The sequence below is a fragment of the Streptomyces auratus genome (assembly GCF_050433025.1).
GTDB lineage: Bacteria > Actinomycetota > Actinomycetes > Streptomycetales > Streptomycetaceae > Streptomyces > Streptomyces sioyaensis.
In genome coordinates this window covers 2,407,899-2,431,902 of record NZ_JBNGCB010000001.1, presented here as the reverse complement: position 1 = coordinate 2,431,902, position 24,004 = coordinate 2,407,899, and the positions used below count along the sequence as shown (strand labels likewise).

Genomic DNA, 24,004 nt, shown 5'->3' with positions numbered 1-24,004 from the left:
GCGCCCAGGCGACCCGTACAGCACTCTGGCGGAGGCGGGCGCGAAGTAGGTCGCACGGGTGGCCGCATCCGTCCGTCTGCTGCCGAGCTCGAACGGGAAGGGCCCCTCCGGCCAGTCCGGAGTGCGCAGCAACCGTACCGGGAGCACGACCATGAGGAGCTGTCGCGCCCCGGCGACAGCCTCCAGGTCAACGGTCACCGGTAGTACTCGGCAGGGTCTGGCTGATCGAGCCTGACCACGAACTCAGCGCCACCGGGACGGTCTGCGGCCGCATGGAACCGCACGCGTTCACCAGTGCGGATGGTGCGGAAGCCTTCGGTCACGATCTGCGTGTAGTCGAAGGTGTAGTAGCGACCGTCCGCTTCGTCCTGGACGATGAAGGCACCGACCGCGCCGGTCAGTCCGCCGCCGGTGGGCCGGCGGTCGACGATAGTGCCGTGCCGCGCGTCGCTCATGAGGTGGCCACCTCCGGGTCGGTGATGTCCTGTACGCAACGGAAACCGACTGCGTTACTGCAGCCACGCTTCCGGTAGATGCCCTTGCTGCTCGCTTGCACGGCGCGCAGCGGATTGTCGTAGCTGCCACCGCAGATGACCGCTTCCCCGGCGTCATCCAGGCTGGTGGACGTCCACTCCCAGACGTTCCCTGCCATGTCGGTGATGCCGTACGGGGAGCAATTCGCGGCCCTTTCGCTGACCGGGGTGACCCACGCTCTGCGAAGTGCCTCTTGGGCGAACTCCTGCTGCCAGGCGTGGAAGGTCACCACGGGATGACCGACCCACGTGTCAGCGCAGTTGACCGGCGCGCCGTCAGACTCGTCACCCCAGGGAAAGAGACGTCCGTCCGTTCCGCGGGCTGCGGCTTCCCATTCCAGCGCGGTGGGCAGGCGCTTTCCCTCGAAGGCGGCGAAGGCGAAGGCGCTCCACCAGCTGACGCAGATGGCCGGGTAGTCGTCGTAGCGGGCATTGCGGTAGTAATCCGCTTCGCGGAGCCGGTCGGTCCAGGGGATGTGGGTGACGTTGTCTGGCTGGTCTGGGTGGTCCCAGGGCGAGGTGCCGTCGGGCCGCAGGACGTCGAGGAAGCGGCGGTAGCGGCCGACCGTGACGGCGTGGCGGTCGAATCGGACCGCGTGTCGCACGCGGCGTAACAAAAGCCGTTCAGCCGGCCCGACGAGGTGTACCCCAGCGGGAAGGACGCACTCGTCGGAGGGAACAATCGCCGGTATGCGGGCGAGGAAGGCTCTCACCTGCTCGGTGATGAAGGCATCTCCAGGCAGCTTTGCTACCTCTTCGCGACCGCTCGGGGTGGCAAGGAATCGGGCAGCCAGCAGCTCCTGGTAGGCGGTATGGACGAAGGCGACCTGGTCCGGACCGGCTGGCCGCAACAGGGGGGCGAGCACGCAGCTGTCGAGTTCGAGACGACCGTCGGTGAAGGCACCAGGGCCAAGGTCGCGGTGCAGGTCGACGAGGGAGAAGACCGTCTGATCGGTGAGGAACGCCCTTCCGAAGACTGCGGGCAGGCGATGTTCGGTATTGGCCTGACCGTGGTCGGCGAGGGTCTTCGTGATGTGTGCGCCGAGTAACGCGTCGAGAGGTTGCGGAGAGGCATGTTGGAGGAGGGCGGTCAGCCGCACTTCCAGCAATGTGGCTTCGGGATCCGCGAGCCGTACGAGGTGAAAGTGCGGTACTCGGGCCGGGTCGATTCCGTTCGCGTACATCTGCTCAACCAGCTGCTCGGACCGGGCGGCTCCGCTGTCCAACAGCTGGCGGACCTGGGGGGAGTCGGCGAGGAATGACACCCGCGAGCTCATGACCACAGTGGACTCAGCGGAGAGCACCGGGGCCAGATCTGCGAAGAGCCGCAGAAAGCCGGCGGGGCTGGCCTCGTCCACACCCTCGTCAACCGCATCCAGGACGCACAACGCAGAACCGGACCGGATCAGGTAGAGGAACAGGTCGTACGCACGGGAGCGGTCCGCCGTCATGCACGGGGACAGCAGGCGTGCGGCGTATTCGGGGAAGGTCTCGTCCCTCGCTTTGAGACTGAGGTCGAAGTAGAAGCGAAACCGCCGTGCATCGGGGTCTGCGGCCAGTGTTTGGAGCAACGTGCTTTTGCCGCTGCCGGGACGACCGGTGATCAGAACGTTGGCTTGGCCACGGGCAAGGCGGCCGAGGAGGACGGCTGCGTCCTCGGCTGTCTGGATTAGGGACTCTCCCGTGCGGGCATCGGTGGACAGCACGGTGGCGGTGACAGCGCTACGTGGTTCGGCACAGTCCACGGAGGTCACGTCGGCCAGGTGGGCGGCAATGTCGACGTGCCTGTCGATGAAGCTGTCGTAGCGCACCAGCCGGTAGTCGCGACCGAGCAGTTCGCGGACGGGGCCGGGCAACTCCTCGTCCTCACCTGCCTCGTCGAGGATGACGAAGCGGGTCAGTTTGGGCAGACGGGTGCGCAGCAGTTCACCGCCGTTGGAGGTGAGCACGGTGCGCAGATCGTCCACGTCCTGCGAGACCATCAGCTCTACGTACTCCAGGCGCATGCCCGATTCACGGCAGAAGAGCTGGTATACCGTGTCGGAGGTCAGGACGAATCGCTTGGCCTGACGGTAGCCCAGGGTGATGTACAGCCCGGCGAGGAACTCGCAGCGACGGGCGACCTCGGGAGCCATGTGCGGCTCTCCGCCCAGCAAGGCAGAGTTACTGGTACTCGTGAACCAGACCAGGACGTCGACGAGTCGGCGTACCGCCAGCAGGCCGTCCTCATCGGAGATGTCGTAGCCGTCGTGCGTAGACCGATTGCGCAGACGACGGATGTCATCCAGCGCGTTCAGGACGGTACTGCTGCGGATATGCGGCTGACACCGCTTGACCAGGTCATTAAGGGCGCGGCCCGATGGGTCGCCCTCGATGCCATGGTGCCGCCACAGCTCCTTGAGCAGCTTCTCCGTCAGTTTGCCGACGAGAGAGATCGCGTTCTCGGGATAGCCATCATTGAGGCTGCGCAAGGGACGTTCGAGATCGAGACCGAGGCGGTCGGCGACACGGGAGTGGTCGTCGAGTTCGCTGCGGAGCCGTTGCAGTCGTTCGTCCACCACCATGCTCATCGCCCTTCCTCCGGCTTCACGCCCAGTAAGAAGGCGAAGCAGTCGGGAAAGGCGAGCACCGGCTCCGGATGCGCGGCTCTCATCTCATCGATTCCCTTCTCGATCTCGCTGTCAGTGAACGTGGAGAGCATCGACATGTAGCGGGCCCGCACCATCCCGACGTACTTCTCTCGGTCGAGGCGCAACTCGTACTCGACGTGACGAAGGTGGGTTTGCAATCCGGCCTCCCGTAGGTGGCCGACAATGAGAGCAGGGTCGGGCTGGAGCTCTGCGAAGTGATCAAGTGCTGCCTGGAACAGCGGGTACTCGATGCTGGTCGGAAGCATGATCACGAGTAAACGACCGCCGGGAGCAAGCCGAGCCGCCAGGCCATACAGGGTGGCGGCGGGATCGGCGACGTGATGCACCGACTCCTTCAGCCAGATGGCATCCAGTTGCCCGTACGGTAATTGGGAACGTCCCGAAGCGATGTCTTCCGCCGAGGCTACGATCGGCGTCAGGCCAGCGGGTGGTGGGGTACCGATCTGGCGCAGCATCGCCACTGACGGGTCCACGCAGAGGATGGCATGCTCCGGGTTGACGATCCGAGCCACCTCGCGTGCGAACATCCCTGTGCCACAGCCGATGTCGGCGATGCGGTCAGCGGAAGAGAGACGCAGGGTCTCGGCTATGCGTGCAGACATCCAGGTGATGTGGTGCGACCCATATACCCAATGCTCGTCGTACTCGGCAGCAAGCCGCTCGTAATGTCCCTGAACATCCCGCCGCTCCACAGTCCCCCCGCCCGGGTATACGGCTCTGCTGGCCCGCCGTCAGGCTACTCCTCCCGTAACTCCACGAAACCGATCAGCCACAGTTTCAGCCAGAGCATGGAGGCGCCGATCGATCGCCTGGGTGCATACCGGCCTGGGCGGCGAAAGCATCTGCAGGGCGCGGGCGGCCTGCTGAGGCACAACGCCATTGCCCAGAGCGACCAGTTGGGCAGGACGTCCCAGCCCCGGGGTGGCGGTCACCCACCCCGGAGCCAGGCCCTGCATCCACTCCACGAACAGCAGGCTCAGGCGGCCCGCTTCATCGGTCGGCCGGGGAGCTGGGCGAGTGGCCGTCTCCCATCGGGCGACGGCGGCGGCATACGGCCCCCGCATCTCGGTCATGATCGGTCATGACGGACTCCGGCGGTGGGGACGGTCGAGGACAGCGGGTCGCGAGGCCGCGATGGGCACCGTGGCAGGGGCGGCGTCCGCGAAGCGAGGGCGGCTGCGCGATCGGGCCGCCTCGATACGGGCAGCAGGCGGGCTGGCACCCCGTTGGCCTGCGGCGCGGTGTGGTTCGGGCTCGGCTCCGGTGGCGATGCGCCAGCGGCGGCGGACTTCCTCCAGCGGTCCCAGGGCGTGGAGGGCGTAGCCGATCAGCCGCCCCGATGCCAGGGACTCGTCGTCGGCCAGCGCGCGCACCTGCCGGGCCGATGCTGCTGCTGTCCGCACGAGGGAGGCGTTGACGATCTGCTCGCCGAAGTACTCCGCCGACCCTGCGAACGCCGAGGGGTCGCAGATCCGCACAACGCGTTCGGTATCGAGGGTCCGGTCGGCCAAGGCGCCTCGGCGCTGGGTCTCCCACAGCACGGTCAGCTGGTCGATGGGCTCGCCCCGATGGTGCAGCGCTCCCAGGGACCGGTAGATCTGCTGATGGCCGGCATCGGCGAAATCGCCGGGGTGGAGCCACCCCACGACCTCGTCCAACTTCTGGGGACGCGCACTGAGGCAACCGAGGAGGAACTCCTCATCGGCCAGGAGCTGTTCATCCACCGGCTGTGGATGAACGGGAGGGGACGGGGCCGACGCCGGGGGTGCTACGGGCCGGGGCTCGCCGCCCCAGCGGCGCGCGAGATCGGCCAGCACGTCGGACAGAACTTGGGCGTGGTGCACCGTTTCCTCAACGCCGCCGCTGATCGCGTCGGCGCGGGCGGCCTGGTGCAGTCGTGTGGCGTGCTGGGCGACACTGCGGTGGATGGCTCCCTCCAGCACCATCCGTCCGTAGACCACCGCGTGCTCGGGTCGGGGACAGGCCGAAACCAGGGAGTGTGCGTACGAGGCGGTGAGGCCCCGGGTGTGCTTGCTTGCCTCGGCGACCGTGTCGGTCGGCCAGGACATCGGTACGGGGCCAGCGTCCTGGGCCTTCGAGGCGGGGTGGTCGTCGGATCGGAGCTTGAGCATCGCGGCGTAGATCGCAGCGTGTGCCGGACGGGAGAAATGCTCCGGCCGAAGCCAGGGCGAAAGGCGGTCAAGCTGGCCGGGAGCCAGGAAGACCGCTCCAAGGACTGCCTGCTCGGCTTGGACGAGCGGCGTCACCGTCGGGCCTCGCGTACTGGAGTGTCGGAAGCGTCGCGTCCGTTGTGCAGATCAGCGACGGCGCGGTTGGCGGCGGCCATATCGGTGGCGAAGCGGTCCAGTTCGCCCGTGAAGGCGCGGTCGGAGGCGAGCACGGCTCCGGAGGACGATACGAGCCACCAACGGCCGGCGCGGCGTACGACGGGAGCGTCAGCCAGCTGCTCGGAGGGTTGATCGGAAGCCCAGGACGGTACGGGGTGTGGCATGGGGAGCACCTCGTGATCAAGGCGAAGGTCGGGAAGTGGATCGGGCGGGCGGTGCGGCGCGAGGGCCGCGCCGAGCGGTCTCGCCCGGGTGCGGAGTTGCGAGGGGCCGGTCATGCCGCGGGACCGAAGTCGTCCTGGCGCAGCGCCTTGGCGACAGCGCGTTCGCTGATCGAGGCTGTGGCCTTGGCGGACGCGGCGCCCAACTTCTTGGCGTCGCGGCCCTTGTACCAGGGCTTGAGGTCCATTCGCGCGAGACGGATACCGGTGGCCATCAACACGGCGGTGCCCTTGGGCATCGCGCGGAGCACGTCCAGCGGCAGCACCCGCTCCTGGCGCATCGAGACCGAGGTCGACTTGCCCGACTCGCCGGTGGAGACCGAGACCGTTCGCACGTCGTGCTCACCGCCGAGGCGCGAGATCTTGTCGGCGAAGTCGGCGTCGTCCATGCCCGAGCCGATCACCTTGATTGTCGCGGCGGAGAGCAGCGCGTCCATGCCGGACTGGCCCCAGACCCTCACGCCCTGCTGGTAGGACTGCAGGATCGTCATCGGGATGACGCCGCGGGAACCGAGATGCGAGTACAGGTCCGGCAGGTCGGCGATCTTGCAGACGTTGGCGGCCTCGTCCAGGATCGCCAGTAGCGGAGCATCCAGACGCCCGCCATCGCGTTCGGCCTGGATGACGGCGGCGCGCATGACGGCGTCGGCGGCTGCGGCGATGATCGCTGAGGCGGAGCCGCCGCCGTCCTTCGACAGCAGGTACAAGGTGTCCTTGCTGGTCGCGAACGCATCCGGCTTGAACTCCCGTACCTTTTCGAGGCTCTTGGGTGGGGTGACCCAGGCGGCGATGCCGGGGTCGAGGAGGCAGCTGGCGTACTGCCGGGCGGTTTCGAAGATGCCGTCGCGGGTTTCGACGGCGCCGGCCACGGTGCCCTGGAGCTGGGCTGCGACCGCGTCGAACCCGGCGTCCTGGAGCAGATCGATCGCCGTGCGGTCGGCCGGCGAGGCCAGCCAGGTCAGGACGTCCGTGATCGGGCGTCGGGCTTGGGCGGCGGCCAGGAAGAAGGCGGTGAGGGTGTTGGCGGCGGCCGTGGACCAGAAGTCGCCCGCGCTGGATTCGTCGACGGAGGCGGTGACGAAGTGCCCGGCGAGCCGCCGGGCCCCGGCGAGATCGCGGGCGTCGGCGAGGATGTCCCACCACATGGTCTGTGGCGCGTGGGCGATCTGTTGCGGATCCAGCGTCCACACCGTACCGACCTCGGCGCGGGCGTCGATGGTTGCGGTGTAGGCGTCGCGTGCCGCCTTGTTGGAGGTCAGCAGCACGGGGCCGGGGGCGCGCAGGATGGCGGGGATGGCCAGTCCGGAGGTTTTGCCGGAGCGGGGGGCCATGATCGCCAGGATCACGTCCTCCCAGGAGGAGCGGAGTTCGTCCTTGCCCGGTTTGAAGGTGCCCAGCAGGACGCCCCGGTCGTCGGGGGCGACGTCCTTGGGCTTCTTGCCCGCCAGGCTGGGGCGCAGGTCGATGGCCTTGGCGGCGATCTGCTTGGCCAGCAGAGGCTCCAGGTCACGTCGGGTGGCCAGCCCCGACGGGCTGTTGCGAAAGCGCAGCCAGACCTTCGCGGCTACGACGGCGGTGGCTATGAGGACGAGGGCCGGCAGGACGTAGCAGCCGGTGACCAGAGCGGGCTGCGGCAGATGAGGCCAGACCCGCTCCGGATGAAGCAATGTTTCTTCAGGGCGGTAGGCGGCCCATGGGCCGGAGCCGGCGACGGCGTTGGTGAGGTTGCCGAACAGCCAGGCCAGCGAGCCTCCTGCCATACCTATCCCGGCGACGGCGAGCAAGAGGTAGAGGAGGAGGTCGGTACCGGTGGTGGTCGAGGGCGTGCTGGTGCGTGGGGAAGACAAGGTGAGTTCCAGGTGGCGCGGCGCGGTGAGGGACGGCGGGGCGGCGCGTTGTTCTGGTGATCACGAGGGCTCCTGGAGGCTGTTGAAGGAGGTGGCCTACGGGCGGTGGGACGCGGCGGTCTGTGTGCTCGTGGCCGTGTACGTGTCGGTGGTCGGGCTGGTGGGCCAGCCGGGGTGGTCCGGGCGGCGCTCGCGGATCTCGGCCCATGTGGCGGCGAGCGTGGAATCGCAGACGAGGTGGGAGGCGATGTCTGCCACGAGTACCTCGCCGGAGTGGATGACGTGCGGGTGGCGAGGATGGGTGGCGATGCCCCGTTTGGCGGTGCTGGAGATTGGTGCTAAAGGGACCTGGGAGGGTGGTCTACAGCAGTTCGACATCCTCGGGTGCGGTTCGCCGGGCGTTACGGGACCTCCGTCGTCCCGCGTGAGCATCCAGGCCCCCGAGCGGGCCGAACTCGAAGCTCACGAAGACTTTGCGCTGACGCGTCCCCGTAGCTCGGCACGCAGTCAAGATCACACAATCGATGGGCAGATCTCCAGAGCAGGGTGTCCCAACGCAGAGCGAGAGGCGGAGGCAATATAGATCTCTATCATCGAGACGGCAATGATCAATATCCCGTGCGCTGAGCCGCGGCTGCGGGCCTCATTCCGCAATTTCCAATAGCCGGAAGTACCAGCAACTCCCGGATATCTCCGGCGAACTGGCGTCCCGGTTGAGGTCAACCTGCCGTTGGTGCGTGCGGTCGGCCGGTCAATGCCTTGACTTCCTTGTCCACGGAATCGGCGGCAGGGGTCAGGTCCCCATCGAGCGAATCCAGAATCAGTCCAAGGGCTGCCTGCGGGTAATACTCGCGCCCGTGCAGTGGCCGGTGGCCTGCACCCTTGAGGCGCGCCAGCATCCCGTTCTCCGCCTCTCGAGCAACCCCCTCAGGAAGGCCGGTGAAGAGCCGGTGTCGGGTGTTGTAGCCGTCGCGGGCGTGCCGCGACAGCCGGACCTCTCCGTCCCCGTTGCTGATGCCGAACTTGACCCCCGGCTTCCCGGTCACCCGGTCTGTGCCTGTCACGACGTAAAACACATCCTTCGGTTTGACGGCCCCGGCTTGGGCGGCTTGGCCAGCCCTAGCCTTCCGCTCGGCAGCAGCAGCGGCGCGCGCTTCCTGCACCCGGGCCCGTGCCTCCCGGTCGACCTTCAGTTTCTGCATGGCGGCCTCGCGCTCAGCCCGCTCGGCGGCCTCGCGCTCAGTCCGGAGAGAGGGTTCATACGCTTCCGCGTAGTTCCGCTCGGTCGCGTGCACGCGCATTACGTGCATATAGGCACGGAAGCGGACATAGTCGATGCCCGGCTCGAACCGCACGATCGCCTCTGCGATGTGCGCCTCGTTCAGTGTGTACTCGCCATCCTGGTGATTGTGATCCTCCCAGCTCGCCTCGACGATGCCCCGGAGTCGCGACGTCTCGATGCCTCGCAGTCCGGCCAGGTGGTAGTTGGCATGGATGAGGTATCTGCCGACAGGGTCGTCCCAGAAGGGATCGTAGATATCGGGACCGGGAATTCGATGGTCGGTGTTCTGCGGAACAGCGGCACGGACGGCCGTCAGGCGGTGCCGTGAAGCGGTGTACGTTTCGACCCCGACGTCGCGCGCAGCAGCCCGCAGAGCCGTCACGGCCTGTGCCAGGGCGATGCCTGCAGAAGTGACGGCCTCCATGCAGGCAATCACCTCGGCCGATTCGCGGACTTCGCTCGCGCGTGCCTCGACCGCAGCTGGGTCTGGCTGCGGCTCTTCCGCTGGAACGATCGGCGCCACACCCGCAAGGGCCGCTAAAAGGTGATCGGCGTCCGCCCACGGGATCGTGATGTGCACGAACCCGGAAACAGGTAGCGGGTCGAAGCCGTGGCCATGTCCAGCGCCGTACTTGCTGTGCTCGCCGTGACAGGTCAGGTCGATGCCGACCCGCTCGGCGAGAAGCCGGATCCCTCGGACTGCTTCGTCGGCCCAGCCGTTTCGTATCTTGATGGGCGCGCGACCGTAGCGATCCAGGTCTCCTTGGTATGGCGGGGCAGGAACCTCAATGAGTACGCCACCGTCGCCCTCGGCGAGAAACGCCTTCGCGTCCGGAGCACCCCCTTCCCTGAGAACCGTTTCGAGGCCCCGCCCGAGCCTCTGCTTCTCGTCCTCCGTGTACCTGGACCACTTGCGCACACGCACGCCGACTCCCCCCTCGATGGCCGGGCCACCCGGCCGGAACGGCGACTTTATTCCGCTGCTCTGACATCTCCGCCGAGCAGGCGTACCAGAACTTCGTCGAGCGGGACTGGACCGTCCCCGCCGCCAGGGTGCGCGCACCGGCGGGGCGCTGTCGGAGCCGGGCAACACCGGCGCGGCACCGGGCATTCCGCACCTTGGAACATCCCGCTGTACCAGCAACCTGCGGCCTGGTTCTCCTGCCCGAACACGGTCCGGACGGCGAGAACGGCTGCCGTTGCGACCTCGACCTGCTCGGCGCTGGGGCAGAGAGAAGTCGACATATGTCGCCGGTGGCACTATTGAGTGCCACCGAAATTCCGACAATGTGTCTGCTCCAGCCGCCTAGTGTCCTGGCCATGGACTCTGAACGGCTCAAGCTCTCTTCGCGCAAATGGATGATCGCGGCCTTCACCGCGCTCGCCGAAGGCCCGTCGTCTCATGACCTGGCGGTCCACCACGCCGGGATCGCTGCCGAGCATCTCCTCAAGTCATACCTGGCCAGCCTCCACCCGGCTCTCGTAGTGGAGGGCAAGGATTTCAACTCCTTGCTGCACGCGACGGGTCACGGGTCACACGCTTCGGTTCCCGCGGAGCAGGTCAAGACCATCGGCTTGGCCGAAGCCCATGCCCGAGCGCAGAAGATCTTGCGGAAGAAAATGCCGGTCGATCAGCGGGCGCTTGGACCGCTAGCCAATGCTCGTAACGGCGTCGCACACAGTGGCATGTACGACCGGTCAGAGGTCAATGCCGTCTTCACCACGTGTCTCCGGCTGATCGACCCCTTGCTCGTCGAGCTCAAGATCAACACTTCCTACTGGGGCGGTTACGAGTCTCTGCACGACAGGCTTCTCGAAGAGAACGTGGAAGCTGTCCGTGTCCGGCTGGAGAGTAAACTTGCTCGGGCCAAAGATGTCTTCACGGAACGTTACGGCCACTTGCCCCAGAAGGAACGCGAGCTCGTCCTCGGCGCGATTGCGCGAGTCTCCTCTCCCGGCCACATCGAACACGACGAGCCCGCCACCTGCCCGGCATGCGACTCGCAGGGCTGGCTTAGTGGTGACACGCACGTGGACGAGGATGAGTGGGCGGTCATGTTCACCCCCTTCGTCTTCACCTGCCCGGCCTGCGACCTGCTTGTCGAGCACGAGGAACTTGAAGAGTTGGAGGGCCTCGCAGAGGAGGTCAAGCTGGATGAGTCACCAAACGACTTCTACGCGGACTGGGAGCCAGATGAAGTCCTCTACCGGGACCGGTGACCACCGTGGATCTCCACTGGATGGAGGGCCATTCCGCAACTTCTGATAGCCGGACTTACCAACAACGGCCATGACAGGAACTCCTTCTTCTGTACTTCTGGGATCGGAAGGGGTGGTCAGCGTGTACGGCGGGAGCTGGGCGGCGCGGCCGTGGAGCGGGGCGCTTCTCCCGGGGCCGCAGGACGGTCGGCTGGGCGCTTTGGTGAGGACGCCACGGCCGCGCGAGCACGGGCGGTGTGCGTGACGGAGGGGACCTCGTACCGCTTCGGGAGCGGAACGTCGGCCAGCGGCGGGGCATCCTTGGGTGTCACATCCGGCATGACCGACAGATCGAGCTGCGCGTCGGCCAACCGGTCGCCGAGGAAGGCGACATGGTGCGCGACCGTGCGCAGGTGCTGGCCCAGCTCCCGGCCGCCCGGGGTATCGAGTCGCTCGCACCAGGCGGCAGCGGTGTCGATGAACTCCTCCAGATCGCCGACGGCACCGTGGTGCTCATCGAGGATCTGCTCCAGCACATCGGCGACGTCTGCCGAGCGACGCAGCTCGTGCAGCTCGCCGGTCAGCGCGGTCAACGACTGCCCAGGCTGCGTTGTACGTGCGGTCACGCCGTCCGGTGTGGGGACGGGCGGCGGCAGCATAATGCGGGGATCGGCGGCGACGGAGAGGCCGGCGTCCTGGAATTCGCGGGTGGCGGCGGCCACGGTCCGGACCGCGATGTTGTGTGGTGTGCCCTCCGGCAGGAGGTAGACGTCCAGGTCCTGGCTGTAGCGGAAGTGGTGCTTGCGCAGGACCTCGTCCAGGTGCGGCCGGTCATCCGGTACCGCGGCGCCCACACCAAGATCGGGGTGAACTCCGAAGGCAACGTCGGGCTCGTAGGGCAGGTTCATCACGAAGACTCCTTCGAGGCAGCGGCGTCAGCGGGCGTGGACCGGCTGCTGGGTGGCGGTAGCCGGGCGGTAGGCGACGGTGGCGGCTGGCTGCTGCGGCAGCGCGACACCTGCACGGGCCGGGGAGATGGCGGTGGCGGCCTGAGCGCGGCGCTGCATCATCGACAACCTCGGGTCACGACGCTCGTTGCCGGGCATCGAGTAGAAGGCGTCGAACGCGCGGCCGGTGTGCTCCAGGCGGGCCTCGACGTGGCGCAGATCGCCTTCGCCACGGAGCAGCAGGCCCTCGCGGGTACGTACGTCCGTGCCGACCGCGCGCAGTGTGCCGTCACGGTCACGCACCTGGTCGTGAACCACGATCTGAGCTGTCCGTATGTCAGCGTCGAGCGCGCGGGCGGAAGCGAAGGCCGTCTGCCCGGCGGAACGATTCTCCAGTCGGTCAAGACCTTGGTTGGTGGTGAGTGGGGTGTGGGGATTGAGGTCGTACGCAGCGTCGGTGATGACGTGGTACTGCGCGGCCCGCAGGGACTGGACTGCCTGTTGTCCTCGGCGGGTTGGGTCGCGGTCCGGCTCGGTGAGGGCGTAGAGGTTGCTGTCGGGCAGCCGCGCGAAGCCGATCCGCCGCAGCATGTGGTCGGCGACATGGTTTTCGTGCGAAGCCGCTGCCACGACGCCGAAGCGGTCGTGGTGGCTGACGGTGATGTGCGGACGTGTTTCCGCCACGAGAAGTGCACCTCGCAGAGGTTGGGGCCGTGCGGACGACGAGGATGCGGCCCGAAGACGGGTTTGGTGATGCCGGAAAAATGCGCTAGCGCGAGCGAGGCCCGCGGTCGTGTCTGCAGATCGACTGGTCGCGCGGCGGACTCCCGCGCCGGCGCGGCGCTCTCCTGGGCGGCGAGTGGAGACCGGGCGCGGGCGGTCCCGGCCTGCGCTGACAGCTTCAGGCCCTTCGGGCTGCGCCGCAGCGACTGCTCGGCCCGCGTGCCATGCCGACGAGCGCGCCAGCGTTCTCCACAGCCTCATCCCTCGTCGTTGCGCTCTATGACTGCCCCGTCGAGGGAGAGCCGGACCGTGGCCGAGGAAGGGGGCGAACTGGGCGTGCCCCACCGGCCCTAGTAACGCTTGCTGGGCTGCACGAGGTGCAGCTGTTTGTCGATGACATCGCCGGACTGCGAGCACACGATCGGTTACATGGGGAGATCGTGAAGCCCTGTTGCGGCGCGGCGACGACGTTGGCGACCAGGTTCACGGCGGCGCTCTTCGTCGCCGAACTGCGTGAACTCCAGGGGCAGATGAGGTATCGGTAAGGGCATGTCTGAGCCATCAACGAACTCTTCACCGCCGCATTGGCGCCACTGCGGGCACGGCGCCGATACCGAGTCGGATCCGGTGGGGTGCCGAGGCGCGCTCGCCCCCATGCAAGGGGCTGCGACCTGCATACCTCATACCCCAAACCTTCGGGAGGCTTACTTGGACGGCCTCCAGCCGGGCGACAACATCGACCTTCGCGGCTGCACGATCACCGAGTCATTCTGGAGTCGGCTCCGGGCAGCTGTACATGATGGCGAACGCCCCAGATTCGGCCGGGTTCGCTTCAACGAAGCAACCTTCGAAGGAGATACCGATTTCGACGACGCCCAATTCGACGATGCGGATTTCCGGAATGCAACCTTCGAAGGTGGACCATCTTTCGTTGCACCTCACTTCACGGGCGATGCGCAGTTTCAATCGGCAGTATTTGGAGGCACGGTAAATTTCGAGGGTGGCCAATATGATGGGACAATGTTTTTCGAGCGGGTCAAATTTTCCAAGAGTGTAACGTTCTCCGACCTTTCATTTAAGCTTGGAACATGGTTCAATGATGCGCAGTTTGATGGCTTTTAACTTTAATCTCTACGGCGGCCTCTGGCTTACGGATTGCAGAATTACTGGGCAGACCTGCTTCATGGACTGCGAATTCGGCCCCTCTACCTTTTCGGGCACTAGATTCGAAGATGTAACCAGCTTCGCGCGCGCGACATTCAAAGGGGGCTGTAATTTGGAGAAGGCTCAGATTTGCCCTGATTCGATATTCGGTCCGATCGTATGCGAAGGTCCGATAAACTTGACCGATGCCCGGATTACGGCGCCAACCGTGATGGAGGTATCGGCCGCCGCGATACATCTATGCGATGCCACGCTGCAGGAGTCAGTCACTATTCGAGCGCGATATGCATCGATCGACTTGACAAGGGTCCGGCTATTCTATCCGTGTACGGTATCCACTGATCATGCGCCCAGTGAACGCGGAGACGAATCACGTTTACCGTCACTTGCGTCAGCCGAGGTGCTAGCTAACCAGTCGATGTGGCAGTGGGTGCACGATCCAGTCAACGCTTCAATAGTATCTCTCGAAGGCGTGGATTCCTCGTTCCTGCTTTTAGTCGACGTCAGCCTGCTTTGTTGTGAATTCTCAGGAGCGCATCATCTGGATCAAATGCGCCTCGAAGGGTATTGGATTCTTGGTGTGCCCCCTCTGCGGGATAGATGGCGAGGGATCCTTCCGTTTAGTCCGGCCCGACGTCAGGTAGTAGAAGAAGAAAGGAAGTGGCGAGCGCTTCGTAGCGGCGAGGATGATGATCGAACAGGGTGGGGGCAACCTCCCGAGCGAGTGCAAGATGTCCCAGGTCTCCCGACGCTAGCGGCCGTTTACCGCCAGCTTCGCAAGGCCCGAGAGGACGCGAAGGACGAGCCGGGCGCTGCGGACTTCTACTACGGCGAGATGGAGATGCGCCGGCATGGCAGGAGCTGGAAGACGACGGAACGCTGGCTCCTCCAGGGGTACTGGCTCCTCTCCGGCTACGGGCTGCGCGCGTCGCGGGCGCTTGGCTGGCTCGCCCTCGCCATGATGACCACCATCCTGCTGATGATGGGTTTCGGCCTCCCTCAGTCCTCCCCCAAGCAAGAGGCGACGGGGACCGTCCCACCCGGCGGGGGAAAGGTCATCTTCGAGATCGACAGGGGCGAACCTAAGAACCCGGCCAGGGACCGGTTCACGACGAAGCGCTTCGATAAGGCGCTCACGGTGACGCTCAACTCTGTGGTGTTCCGGTCCAGTGGTCAGGACTTGACGACGGCCGGCGGGTATATCGAGATGGCGTCGCGTTTCTCCGAGCCGGTGCTGCTCGGTCTTGCCGCGCTCGCGATCCGAGGGCGGGTGAAACGGTAGTGGACACTGCCTAGTCAACGACTCAGACAGCCCAGATCCAGGAGCTGCCATGCGTGAACTTATTTTACCTATCCACGAACAAGAATGGCTGGCCTATGGAGGTAGGGGGCGCGCTGTTACAGCCATGGCGGGTCCCATGTGTGATCACAGACGGGTACCTGGTGCCCATCACCTGCGCGGCGAGTCTCATTGAGGGCGCCGAAGGGACCTGTGGCCAGTGGCCGTGGCCGGCGTTGGCCTTCGCGGCGTCGATGTAGAGCTGGACGAGTCGACGTGTGGCACGGCGGATGGTGTTCTGCAGAGGCATGGGAACGGATTCCTTCAGATGCTTGCGAGGGGAGGGCGGAGGGAGCCGAAGTGCGGCTTCGGCTCCCTCCGCGGCATGAGCCCGGCCAGCGGATGCGCTCATGTCTGTAGGGCCGTGGGTTCGTTCGTGGCCTCTGGGATGAGCTGAAGCGGACGGCCAGCTCCTTGGGGGTGGCTGGTCTGGGGCATGAGTTTTGAAGTTCCTTCATCCACAGTGAAGTTCGGTCGGTAGCATCGACGTGATGGCACCCTCGGTGAAGGGAGTGGTCGATGAGCCTGGCCGTGGTCCGCAACCTCTCGTCCGCGCGTGCGCTGCGGACGCAGCGTGACGTCGAGGATTTCGAGCAGGAGATCGTCGACCAGTACGCCATCGCCATGGCGGCCGCGAATCTCTCGGACGGCCACATCGGCGGCGCACGGGCTGTGATCTTCGAGTTCACTCGGTCCCTCAACAGCCCTATCTGGACGGCCTCGTGCGACGATGGGGACCGCTTCCTCGCTCAGCAGCGCCTCGCGGGTCATGCCCACAGCACCCGCGCGGGCAAAGCTGGAATCCTGGCCTGCTTCTACGACTTCGTGATCAGGCGGTACCAGGGCGATGTCCACGCCTTGACGGGCTGCGTCGTCGAGCAGCCGATCGACGAGTACAACCGTCCGCGGAGCCCCCTCTACGCCGACGTTCGAGTACCGCCCTCCGAAGCGGAGATGGATGTGCTCTTCGGACAGTGGCGCTCGTCGATCTCCGAGGCTCGCAAGTACCTGCCAGCAGCCCGGGATTACTTCGTGGCGTCCCTGTGGCGTCGGCTCGGCCTGAGGATCAACGAGTCGGTCATGCTCGACATCCGGGACTGGCGCCCGGACCTGGGTGCCTTCGGGAAACTGCACGTGCGACACGGCAAGGGCAGCCGGGGCCGTGGCCCCAAGCCTCGCCTGATTCCCGCGATCAACGGCGCGGACCGCCTGATCGACTGGTGGCTCGGCGACGTACGGCATCAGTTCGGCAGCGACTGGTCCAACCCGGACGCCCCCCTGTTGCCCAGCGAGCGGCGTGACCCAGACTTCGGCGGCTGCCTGCGCGTCACCACAGATCCGCTGCGCAAGAGCCTGGCCGCGGCGACAAACACGTGGCTGCCCGGCTGGGACGGCCGACTGACCCCGCATGTGCTCCGGCACTACTGCGCCTCGTCGCTCTACGCCGAGGGCATGGACCTCAAGGCACTGCAGGAGCTGCTCGGTCACGAATGGCTCTCGACCACGACCCGCTACATCCATGTCCGCAGCGAGCACATCGAACGGGCTTGGACCGAGGCCAACCAGCGGCTGGAAACCCGTTTCGAGGAGACGTGACAACGTGCGGTGGAACCTGCGCATGAAGGCCGCTGAGCGCGGCATCTGGAAGTCGACCGAGATGCGGCGCCTGCTCGCCGAGGCCGGCGTGGAGATCAGCGCGGGCAAGATGTCCCAGCTATGGACCGGCACGCCCAACATCGTCCGCCTGGACGAACTGGACGTGATCTGCGCGATCCTGGACTGCGAGCCGTCGGAGCTGCTGATCCGCGAGCCGGACAAAGTGGCCGAGCGCCGGCCGGACCGGCCGCAGATCGCCTCCGCCTCCTCCTCCACACCACCGGTCGTCGCGCCGCGCTTCGGCAACAAGCGATCCCAGCCGCCGCTATGAGCGTCAGCCCTCCACCACCCAAGTGCGTTTCCTGCAAGGTCAATCGGGCGGCGTGGACGAACCCGCGCGTCGACTTCTGCTACGCATGCCTGCCCGGCGGACCGTTCACCCCGCCACCGTGCCGGATCTGCGGAGCGAGCGAGTCCTACTTCAGCCAAGGCCGGTGCGAGCGCTGCCACCCCGGAGCACCGCTGTACATGGGCGCCTGCCACAGCTGTCTGGCCTGGGGTGTCTACCGCCGCCACAGCTGGATGTGTTGGACCTGCCGCTGGTGGCGCGGTCATTACCCGGTTGGCACCTGTGCCTTCTGCGCACGCGAGACCTACGTCAACGGCTCGGGAGCCTGCCGTCTGTGCTGGGAAAATGCCCGCCGCGTCCAAGAGCCTGACCGTGCGATCAACCTGCCCGAGGCCAACCGTCACGGGCAGCAGTTGTTCTTGGCCAACCTGCAGTACGACACCACCGGCGCCCACCGACGACGCATAGCCCGCGAGCGGCACCGCCGTCGCCTGCAGCCGCCGTCCGAACCACTGCCCATAGCCAGTCACCGCCAGCTGCTGCTGTTCCGCATGCCACCGGGCCAGGGAGCGATCAAGAAGCGGGCCCTGACTCAGGATTCGCCGCTGCTGCGGCACTGCAACCAGGCCCTGCGCGATCACGCCCGGCAGCACGGCTGGAGCAAGCGACTGGTCAACGGGGTCGCCCACACCATCAAACTCCTCGATGCCCTCCAGGACACCCCGAGCACCAAGATCCGCAGCAGCGACGTCCTGGCCGCCATCCGCTACGGGGCCACCGTGATCTCGACTCTGGAAGTCTTGGACGCTGTCGGCCTCCTCGAGGACGACCGCACCCTGGCCGTCGAGCGCTACTTCGCCCAGCGCACCACAGACCTGCCCGCCGCAATGACCGGCCAGCTCCAGCTGTGGTTCGACACCATGCTCCGCGGCAGCAGCACCGCCCCCAGGCGCCGAGCTCGGCACGTGGAGACCATCCACATGCACATCGCCGGCATGTCGCCGATCTGGCGCACCTGGGCCCAGCAGGGCCACGCATCGTTCGCCGAGATCACTGCCCAGGACGTGACGCGTGCACTGCCCACCAGCGGCACGAACCGGATCTTCGCCGAGCAGGGCTTGCGCTCGCTGTTCACCGTCCTCAAGGCGCACCGCCGGGTGTTCACCAACCCGCTGCGCGGGATGCGAGCCACCCGCCCGAACACCACCGTCCCGCTGCCACTCGACACCCAGAAGATCCGAGACGCACTCAACTCGCCGGACCCCGCATGCGCTCTCGCAGTCGCCCTGGTGGCCTTCCACGCACTCAATGGCCGACAACTTCAGGAGCTGGCGCTGACCGACATTGTCGACGGCCGACTCCGGCTCGGACCTCGCGTCATTCCGCTCGCAGCCCCGGTCAAGACTCGGTTGACGGCCTACCTCGACCACCGCGCACGCCGATGGCCTCAGACGATCAACCCGCACCTGTTCGTCAACCATAAGACCCAGGCCCGAACCAAGCCGGTCAGCAAGCAGTTCCCCTGGCGCATGCTGAACATCACCGCGCAATCCCTGCGCGACGACCGAATCCTGCAGGAGATCTACGCCACCGGGGGCGACGTACGCCGCCTCTGCGACTTCTTCGGAATAGGCATCGAAGCCGCACTGCGATACCGGAGCGTCCTGGACGACCCCGAACTGAGGGCTACAACCGAGCGAGACTCGGGAACCCACGACCCCACGTAGACTCATCGCTGCAGCTCCCTGGCTCGCATCGGTATTGGGAATCCTTCAGTTGGAGTGAACCCACTGGGTTTGGCGGACATCCGGGCGTCTGTATCGAACAACTCGAGTTCGCGCGGGTGGAGGAGATGTTGAGTAATGAACGACCGGCCCGCGACCTTCCACAGGCCACGCCCCTTGGTGAGGGCGGACACGGCCTGCGTCTCGACGCCGGTCAGCCCCAGCAGCGCTGCGGCGGAGGTGAGTTGGTCGGCTTCCTGGCGGTAGACGATGCGGGTCGAGCAGTCGGTGAGCAGGCCCTCCGCCAGCGCCCGGCCCCGGGAGCCGGCATCGCCTGCGGTCAGTAGGTCGCTGAGGCGGTGGATCACCATGAGGTTGGCGATGCCGAGGCCGCGTGAGAGCTTCCACTGGCTCTGCATGCGTTCCAGCAGGGCGACGTGCCGCATGACGCGCCATGCCTCGTCGTAGATCACCCAGCGCCGCCCGCCGGTGGGGTCCGCGAGCGCGGACTCCATCCAGGCCGAGGCGCAGGTCATGGCCAGGACGAGCGCGGTGTCGTCGCCGGCCCCGCCCAGGCGCGAGAGATCGATGGAGAGCATTGGCGCGCTTGGGTCGAAGGCGACGGTGCTGGGGGCGTCGAACATTCCGGCCAGGTCACCGTGCACGAGCCTGCGCAGGGCGTGGGCGAGGTCTTCGGCGGCGTGTCCGAGGCGACCGGACAGCTCGCCGAGCGCGGAGTCGACCCGCTCGGGAGAGCCGAGTACGTGCGCGACATCGCCCAGCAGCGGGGTGGTGCCGTCCACTGCGGCGTGCGCGACGGCCTGGTCGAGCGCCACGTCGAGTGCGGTGTGCTCCATGGGGTGCAAGTCCCGCCGCAGGACCGTCTTGGCGAGCGAGCCGAGGAGGAGAAGACGGCGCTTGCGGACCTCGTTGGCCCAGTCCTCCTCGCTTACGCCGTGCGGCCTGGTGGGCGCGTCCAGAGGGTTCAAGCGTCCTGGGAGGCCGGGGCCGAGGGCGATGGTCTGGCCGCCCAGTTCCTGGGCGACGACGGTCCACTCGCCCTTCGGATCGCACGGCACGTAGATCCGGTAGCCGAAGGCAACGGCTCGCAGGGCGAGGGACTTGGCCAGGGCGGACTTGCCCATGCCGATGATCCCGGCGAGCAGGATGTTCGGATTCGTGAACCCATCGAGACGCCCGTACAGCGCGAACGGATCGTACGTAAACGCCGCCTCGGCATGTACGTCGCGGCCTATGTAGATCCCCTGAGCGCCCAGGCCGCCCTCGGCGAGAAAGGGATACGCACCGGACGCTGTCGCGGTCGTCATGCGGTGAGCGGGGAGCTTGAGACGGCCGCCGCGGGCGGAGGCCGAGCCGGGCCGTCCGGCTGCCGGGTAGGTGGCCCGCAGCTCGGGGCCGATGCCCGGTTCGGTGCGGCGGGCTTGGGGGCGTGCGGCGTGGCGGGCCTGGTCGCGGGCAGCGGCGAACTGGTCGCGTGCGGCGCGGGCTGTGCGGCGGTCGCTCTTGCGAGGGACGAACAGCGGACTGGCGCTGGCACGGGTGCGGGTGGACATACTGGTGGTGCTCCTGGCGGTCAGTGGCGGATCAGGCCGGTGAAGGGGTCGCGCAGATCGGCCGGGGTGTGGTCACGGCGGACCTGGGCGGCGGTGGCCAGGTGGCGCTGGCACACGGTGAGCTCCGGCGCCCCCTCGGGGAGGCGGGCCCGGCACGCCTCCCGGGTGGGGAGGTGGCCGGTGTCCGGGTGAGGGGCTGCGTGAAAGGCGGCGTGGAGGTGTTCGGCTGCCTGCCACAGGCGGACCCGGCAGGCCCGCAGGTGATCGCCCTCGGCCTCAGCCACCGGGGTGGTGCGGCCGGTGTGGGTGTCGAGGAGGCCGTACAGGGCGGTGAGGTGGGCGTGGAGGGCGTCCAGCTCGGTGCGGTGTGCGGCCACGGGCCCGGCGGGGAGGTTGATCGCTCGGTGGAAGTCGAGCGCCGCGGTGGCGAACGGGACGAAGTCCGCAGCCAGGTCGGGCAGGGGGTCGGTCGGCATGGGTGGGGCCCTTCGGTTGAGCGCGGTGGTGGAGCTGGTGCGCTACGGGCGGGCCAGCGGGAGGGCGGCGTTGGTGAAGGCTTCGGCCTGCTGCCAGGTCAAAAGCCGCAGATCGAGGAGGGCGGAGACCGCGGCCGTCTCGATCGCCGCGCAGGCGGAGTTGAGTTCGTCGTCGGTGTCGGCGCTGACGGTGAGCAGACCGGTCAGGGCGACGTCGGCGTGGCCGGCGATCAGCTGTCGCTCGCGCTGCTTGATGTCGGCGTACTCGACGGAGTCCTCTTCGGAGTCGACCTGGCCCTTGCGCTGCCGCTCGGCGGCATCCGCGATCACCGTGGCCTTCTTGCGCTGCACGTCCTTGAGCGCTGCGTCCAGACCCTTGGGTGCGTAGGTCAGCGACAGGGTGCGGCGCACCCCGGAGGTGAAGAGCAGCTGGTGCAGAAAGCCGGGGCTGGTTTCGATGCGGGGCCAGTTCTCGATCCAGTACGTGGCGTGGCGGGCCGAGTCGGTCTGGATCCGGTCGGCCTTCTCCACTAGGACGACCGGTCCGGCAGCCGCGGGATCGGCCTGCGGGCGGCCGGCCTCCGACCACAGATCCAGTGCCGCGGACGCCTTGGGGTCGTAGGCGGTACGGATCACGGCGGCGATCTCACTTGCCCCCAGCCAGCCGCTGGGCATGAGGCCGGAGTTGCGGGCGGCCTGGTCGAAGGTGGAGGTGAGCTGGGCAAGGACGGCGAAGGCGCCGGTGAGTCCGCCGCCGGCCTGGTTGATCAGGCGTCGGGCGGCCTTGAGGTCGAGGGCGAGGGCGACGTATGCCTCGTGCGGGGCTGCGGCGGGACCGGCGGCGGTCAGCAGGTCGCTGTACATGGGGCCTGCCAGGTGGGTGTCGGCGTTGCCGTGCTCGGTCCAGTAGCGGTTGAGCGCGTCGCCGGAGTCGGGAACGGTGCGCTCCAGCACCTGGACGCGGGCGATGTGTCCGGTGCGAGAGAGGGCGGCCAGGGTGCGGCCCCAGCCTGCGACGTTGCTGGTCTGGGTGGCTGGATCGAGCAGGGCGAAGGCGCGGGAGGAGACCTTCACCGCGGCGGTCAGGGTGCCGTTGTGCGGGTCGTGCACCGCACCGAACTGGCCATCAGGCGAGGTGGCCACCCGCAGTGAGGCGGCAGTGCCCGGCAGGTGCAGCAGGCCCTCACGCCGCGGGCGGCGGGACGGGCGGGCCAGCCAGATGAGCTGCCCCTTGAAACGCCGCAGCGCATAACGCAGGGCGATGGGTGCCCAGTCGGCGAGGGACCGCCCACGGTGGCGGATGAAGACCGCAGCCAGGATGACCGCCCACAGCGGGATGAGCTTGAGCGCCCCGGTGACGCCGGATTGCATCAGCACCGCGAGCAGGGCCAGGCCGGTGAGGGTGACGACGACGAGCTGGGCGACCGAGAGACCGAGCAGTACACCGCGGCGTGAGCGATGGGGGAATTTCACGGTGGCCGGGCCGTCAGGCTGAGGAGCGTCGGGATGCATGGCAAAGCCGTCCTTGGAACGTGGTGAGAAAAGGAGGAGGGAAGGGGAGACGGGGGCGGGCGGGCGGAGCGCAGCCAGGCGCCCGCCCCCGTCAGATGAGGGCTACGAGCCCGATCCACCCGGTGGCTTGGGGTAGATCCACCGCTGCGGCGTGCTACCGCCCTGCGGCGGAGGCCCACTTGCCGGTGGCGGCCCGCTGGGCCGTGGCGCAGGCGGGTCCAACCGCGTACCCGCTGCGGCCGAGGCGCCCTGGGGCACGAGCCCGGACGAGACCGGCGCCGAGGCTGCCGCTGCGCCGGAGGTGGTCGCCTGGCCGGGGCGCTGGATCAGGGGCTGGCCGTGGTCGCCTTCCGTGGGAGGCCGCTGGATCAGTGCCCGGCCCTTGTCGCCCGTGGCGTTGGGGTCCTCGCCGTAGCGGAAGCGGGTCTGCTTCGGCTTACTGTCACCGCTTGAGCCGCCGGTCGGGTCGATGCCGGAGGCGACGCCATCCGTGCCCTGGCCTGGCACCTTCGCCGGACCCTGCGGAGCAGGCGTGCCGGTGCCGGCCTGCATGGCGAGCTGGCCTGCGGTCTTGGCCGCGCCCGCAGCTACCGCCATGCCGGCTACGCCGGTGCGGTGCAGGTCGTCGTGGCCCCCGCCATCAGCGGCCCAGTGGATGAACTTGTAGGTGGCGTACGGGCACAGCATCACCAGGACCATCACGACAATGCCCGCGATCGCATCCGACAGGGCAGCGAGCCCACCGTGCGAGTCGGACTTGCCCATGGCCGAGACGCCCAACAAGAACACGATCGTCATCAGCAGTTTTGAGACGACCAGGGTGGCCGTGGCCTCGATCCAGCCGCGGCGCCAGCGCTTGGCCACCTCCCAGCCCCCGCCGGCCCCGGCGAAGACCGCCAGCGTGACCAGGACCAGGATGCCGACCTTGCGGGCCACCATCACCGCCCAATAGAGGAAAGCCCCGATGGCGCAGCCGAGCGCGATGATCGAGGGGACACCCCAGCCCAGGCCATACATCGCCCCCAGCTCGTTGACCTTGATCATGCGGCGGACCGCATCATCGACGGAACTGTTGGCTGCCTTGAACAGACCGGCACTGAGCGCGTCGACCACGGTGATGGCGACGGTGGTGCAGGCGATGGCGGCGAAGGCGAAGAAGACGCCCACCATGGTCCCGAACGCGGCTTGGGCAAGGGCGCGTTCGTCCCGGCGCCAGGCGGCGCGGGTGAGCTGCAGGCAGAACGTGCCAACCGTCAGGATCAACCCGATCGGCAACAGCAGTTCGTAGTTGTTGCGGAACCACTCGGCGTTCAGGTCGATGGCGGTGGTCTTATCGACCGCCTTGGACGCCAGGTCGGCCGCGGACTGGGCCACTTCGCCCATCGACTTGGCGATCCAGGCACCGATGCCATCGGTGACCGCCTCGCCGGTGGAACTGACGACGCCGCCGACGGCGTCGCAGATCGAATTCATCAGAGGAAGGTCGCAGGCTCCCATCAGGGCACCTCCTTATCCGGGA

20 protein-coding genes and 1 pseudogene are annotated in these 24,004 nt (G+C 67.3%); 7 read left to right on the top strand and 14 right to left on the bottom strand.

Annotated features, from left to right (window positions below; all coding sequences use genetic code 11):
• Positions 1 to 194: 194 nt before the first annotated feature.
• The 8 genes from BKA18_RS10375 to BKA18_RS10340 form a co-directional block, all read right to left on the bottom strand.
• Entirely contained in the window at positions 195 to 455 is a 261-nt protein-coding gene (locus BKA18_RS10375) for a hypothetical protein (protein ID WP_366048136.1), read from the bottom strand.
• The gene (locus tag BKA18_RS10370; protein WP_366048137.1) at positions 452 to 3,103 is read right to left on the bottom strand and encodes an SUMF1/EgtB/PvdO family nonheme iron enzyme; all 2,652 of its coding nucleotides are present in this window, start codon (positions 3,101 to 3,103) and stop codon (positions 452 to 454) included. Before BKA18_RS10370 ends, BKA18_RS10375 begins: the two co-directional genes overlap by 4 nt.
• On the bottom strand, positions 3,100 to 3,876 hold the full coding sequence (locus BKA18_RS10365; RefSeq protein WP_366048139.1) for a class I SAM-dependent methyltransferase: 777 nt from the start codon (positions 3,874 to 3,876) through the stop codon (positions 3,100 to 3,102). The genes BKA18_RS10370 and BKA18_RS10365 overlap by 4 nt, the downstream gene beginning before the upstream one ends.
• Positions 3,877 to 4,263: 387 nt before the next feature.
• Entirely contained in the window at positions 4,264 to 5,451 is a 1,188-nt protein-coding gene (locus BKA18_RS10360) for a DnaB-like helicase N-terminal domain-containing protein (protein WP_366048140.1), read from the bottom strand.
• Positions 5,448 to 5,696, bottom strand: coding sequence for a hypothetical protein (locus BKA18_RS10355; protein ID WP_366048141.1), 249 nt, complete (start codon positions 5,694 to 5,696; stop codon positions 5,448 to 5,450). The genes BKA18_RS10360 and BKA18_RS10355 overlap by 4 nt, the downstream gene beginning before the upstream one ends.
• A gap of 110 nt (positions 5,697 to 5,806) precedes the next feature.
• The gene (locus tag BKA18_RS10350) at positions 5,807 to 7,600 is read right to left on the bottom strand and encodes a type IV secretory system conjugative DNA transfer family protein (protein ID WP_366048142.1); all 1,794 of its coding nucleotides are present in this window, start codon (positions 7,598 to 7,600) and stop codon (positions 5,807 to 5,809) included.
• A 96-nt stretch (positions 7,601 to 7,696) separates the two neighbouring features.
• The gene (locus tag BKA18_RS10345; protein ID WP_366048143.1) at positions 7,697 to 7,858 is read right to left on the bottom strand and encodes a hypothetical protein; all 162 of its coding nucleotides are present in this window, start codon (positions 7,856 to 7,858) and stop codon (positions 7,697 to 7,699) included.
• A gap of 461 nt (positions 7,859 to 8,319) precedes the next feature.
• Entirely contained in the window at positions 8,320 to 9,807 is a 1,488-nt protein-coding gene (locus BKA18_RS10340; RefSeq protein ID WP_366048144.1) for a hypothetical protein, read from the bottom strand.
• Positions 9,808 to 10,202: 395 nt separating this feature from the next.
• On the opposite strand from BKA18_RS10340, the gene BKA18_RS10335 reads away from it, so the two are divergent.
• Positions 10,203 to 11,102 carry a hypothetical protein gene (locus BKA18_RS10335; RefSeq protein WP_366048145.1) on the top strand — a complete coding sequence of 300 codons (900 nt, stop codon included), beginning with the start codon at positions 10,203 to 10,205 and terminating at the stop codon, positions 11,100 to 11,102.
• Positions 11,103 to 11,218: 116 nt separating this feature from the next.
• On the opposite strand, the gene BKA18_RS10330 is transcribed toward BKA18_RS10335, so the two are convergent.
• Together BKA18_RS10330 and BKA18_RS10325 are read right to left on the bottom strand one after the other, a co-directional pair.
• Positions 11,219 to 11,989 (bottom strand): hypothetical protein, encoded by a 771-nt coding sequence (locus BKA18_RS10330; protein ID WP_366048146.1) that lies wholly within the window; start codon positions 11,987 to 11,989, stop codon positions 11,219 to 11,221.
• Between the two features lie 27 nt (positions 11,990 to 12,016).
• Entirely contained in the window at positions 12,017 to 12,712 is a 696-nt protein-coding gene (locus tag BKA18_RS10325) for a hypothetical protein (RefSeq protein WP_366048147.1), read from the bottom strand.
• A gap of 747 nt (positions 12,713 to 13,459) precedes the next feature.
• Between BKA18_RS10325 and BKA18_RS10320 the strand changes: the two genes are divergently transcribed.
• The 6 genes and pseudogenes from BKA18_RS10320 (at position 13,460) to BKA18_RS10295 (ending at position 18,926) form a co-directional block, all read left to right on the top strand.
• A complete protein-coding gene (locus BKA18_RS10320) occupies positions 13,460 to 13,873 on the top strand; it encodes a pentapeptide repeat-containing protein (protein ID WP_366048148.1) in 414 nt (137 codons plus the stop codon).
• Positions 13,848 to 14,027 (top strand): annotated as a pseudogene (locus BKA18_RS10315) (pentapeptide repeat-containing protein); the annotation flags it as partial. The gene BKA18_RS10320 and the pseudogene BKA18_RS10315, both read left to right, overlap by 26 nt.
• Positions 14,028 to 14,750: 723 nt before the next feature.
• Positions 14,751 to 15,197 (top strand): hypothetical protein, encoded by a 447-nt coding sequence (locus tag BKA18_RS10310; protein ID WP_429638427.1) that lies wholly within the window; start codon positions 14,751 to 14,753, stop codon positions 15,195 to 15,197.
• Between the two features lie 576 nt (positions 15,198 to 15,773).
• Positions 15,774 to 16,850 carry a tyrosine-type recombinase/integrase gene (locus BKA18_RS10305; RefSeq protein WP_366048841.1) on the top strand — a complete coding sequence of 359 codons (1,077 nt, stop codon included), beginning with the start codon at positions 15,774 to 15,776 and terminating at the stop codon, positions 16,848 to 16,850.
• 22 nt (positions 16,851 to 16,872) lie between these two features.
• Positions 16,873 to 17,181, top strand: a complete 309-nt coding sequence (locus tag BKA18_RS10300) for a helix-turn-helix domain-containing protein (RefSeq protein ID WP_429638302.1) — start codon at positions 16,873 to 16,875, stop codon at positions 17,179 to 17,181.
• 197 nt (positions 17,182 to 17,378) lie between these two features.
• On the top strand, positions 17,379 to 18,926 hold the full coding sequence (locus BKA18_RS10295; protein ID WP_366048844.1) for a hypothetical protein: 1,548 nt from the start codon (positions 17,379 to 17,381) through the stop codon (positions 18,924 to 18,926).
• A gap of 2 nt (positions 18,927 to 18,928) precedes the next feature.
• Here the strand turns inward: BKA18_RS10295 and BKA18_RS10290 are convergent, their stop codons facing one another.
• The 4 genes from BKA18_RS10290 to BKA18_RS10275 all read right to left on the bottom strand — a co-directional run bounded on the left by BKA18_RS10290 (position 18,929) and on the right by BKA18_RS10275 (position 23,982).
• Positions 18,929 to 20,497: an ATP-binding protein gene (locus tag BKA18_RS10290; protein WP_366047074.1), complete on the bottom strand. Its 1,569-nt coding sequence runs from the start codon at positions 20,495 to 20,497 to the stop codon at positions 18,929 to 18,931.
• Between the two features lie 20 nt (positions 20,498 to 20,517).
• Complete coding sequence (locus tag BKA18_RS10285; RefSeq protein WP_366047076.1) at positions 20,518 to 20,973, bottom strand: DUF6238 family protein; 456 nt, start codon at positions 20,971 to 20,973, stop codon at positions 20,518 to 20,520.
• Positions 20,974 to 21,015: 42 nt separating this feature from the next.
• Positions 21,016 to 22,485 carry an SCO6880 family protein gene (locus BKA18_RS10280; RefSeq protein ID WP_366047077.1) on the bottom strand — a complete coding sequence of 490 codons (1,470 nt, stop codon included), beginning with the start codon at positions 22,483 to 22,485 and terminating at the stop codon, positions 21,016 to 21,018.
• Positions 22,486 to 22,587: 102 nt separating this feature from the next.
• Entirely contained in the window at positions 22,588 to 23,982 is a 1,395-nt protein-coding gene (locus BKA18_RS10275) for an SCO6881 family protein (protein WP_366047078.1), read from the bottom strand.
• Positions 23,983 to 24,004 lie beyond the last annotated feature (22 nt).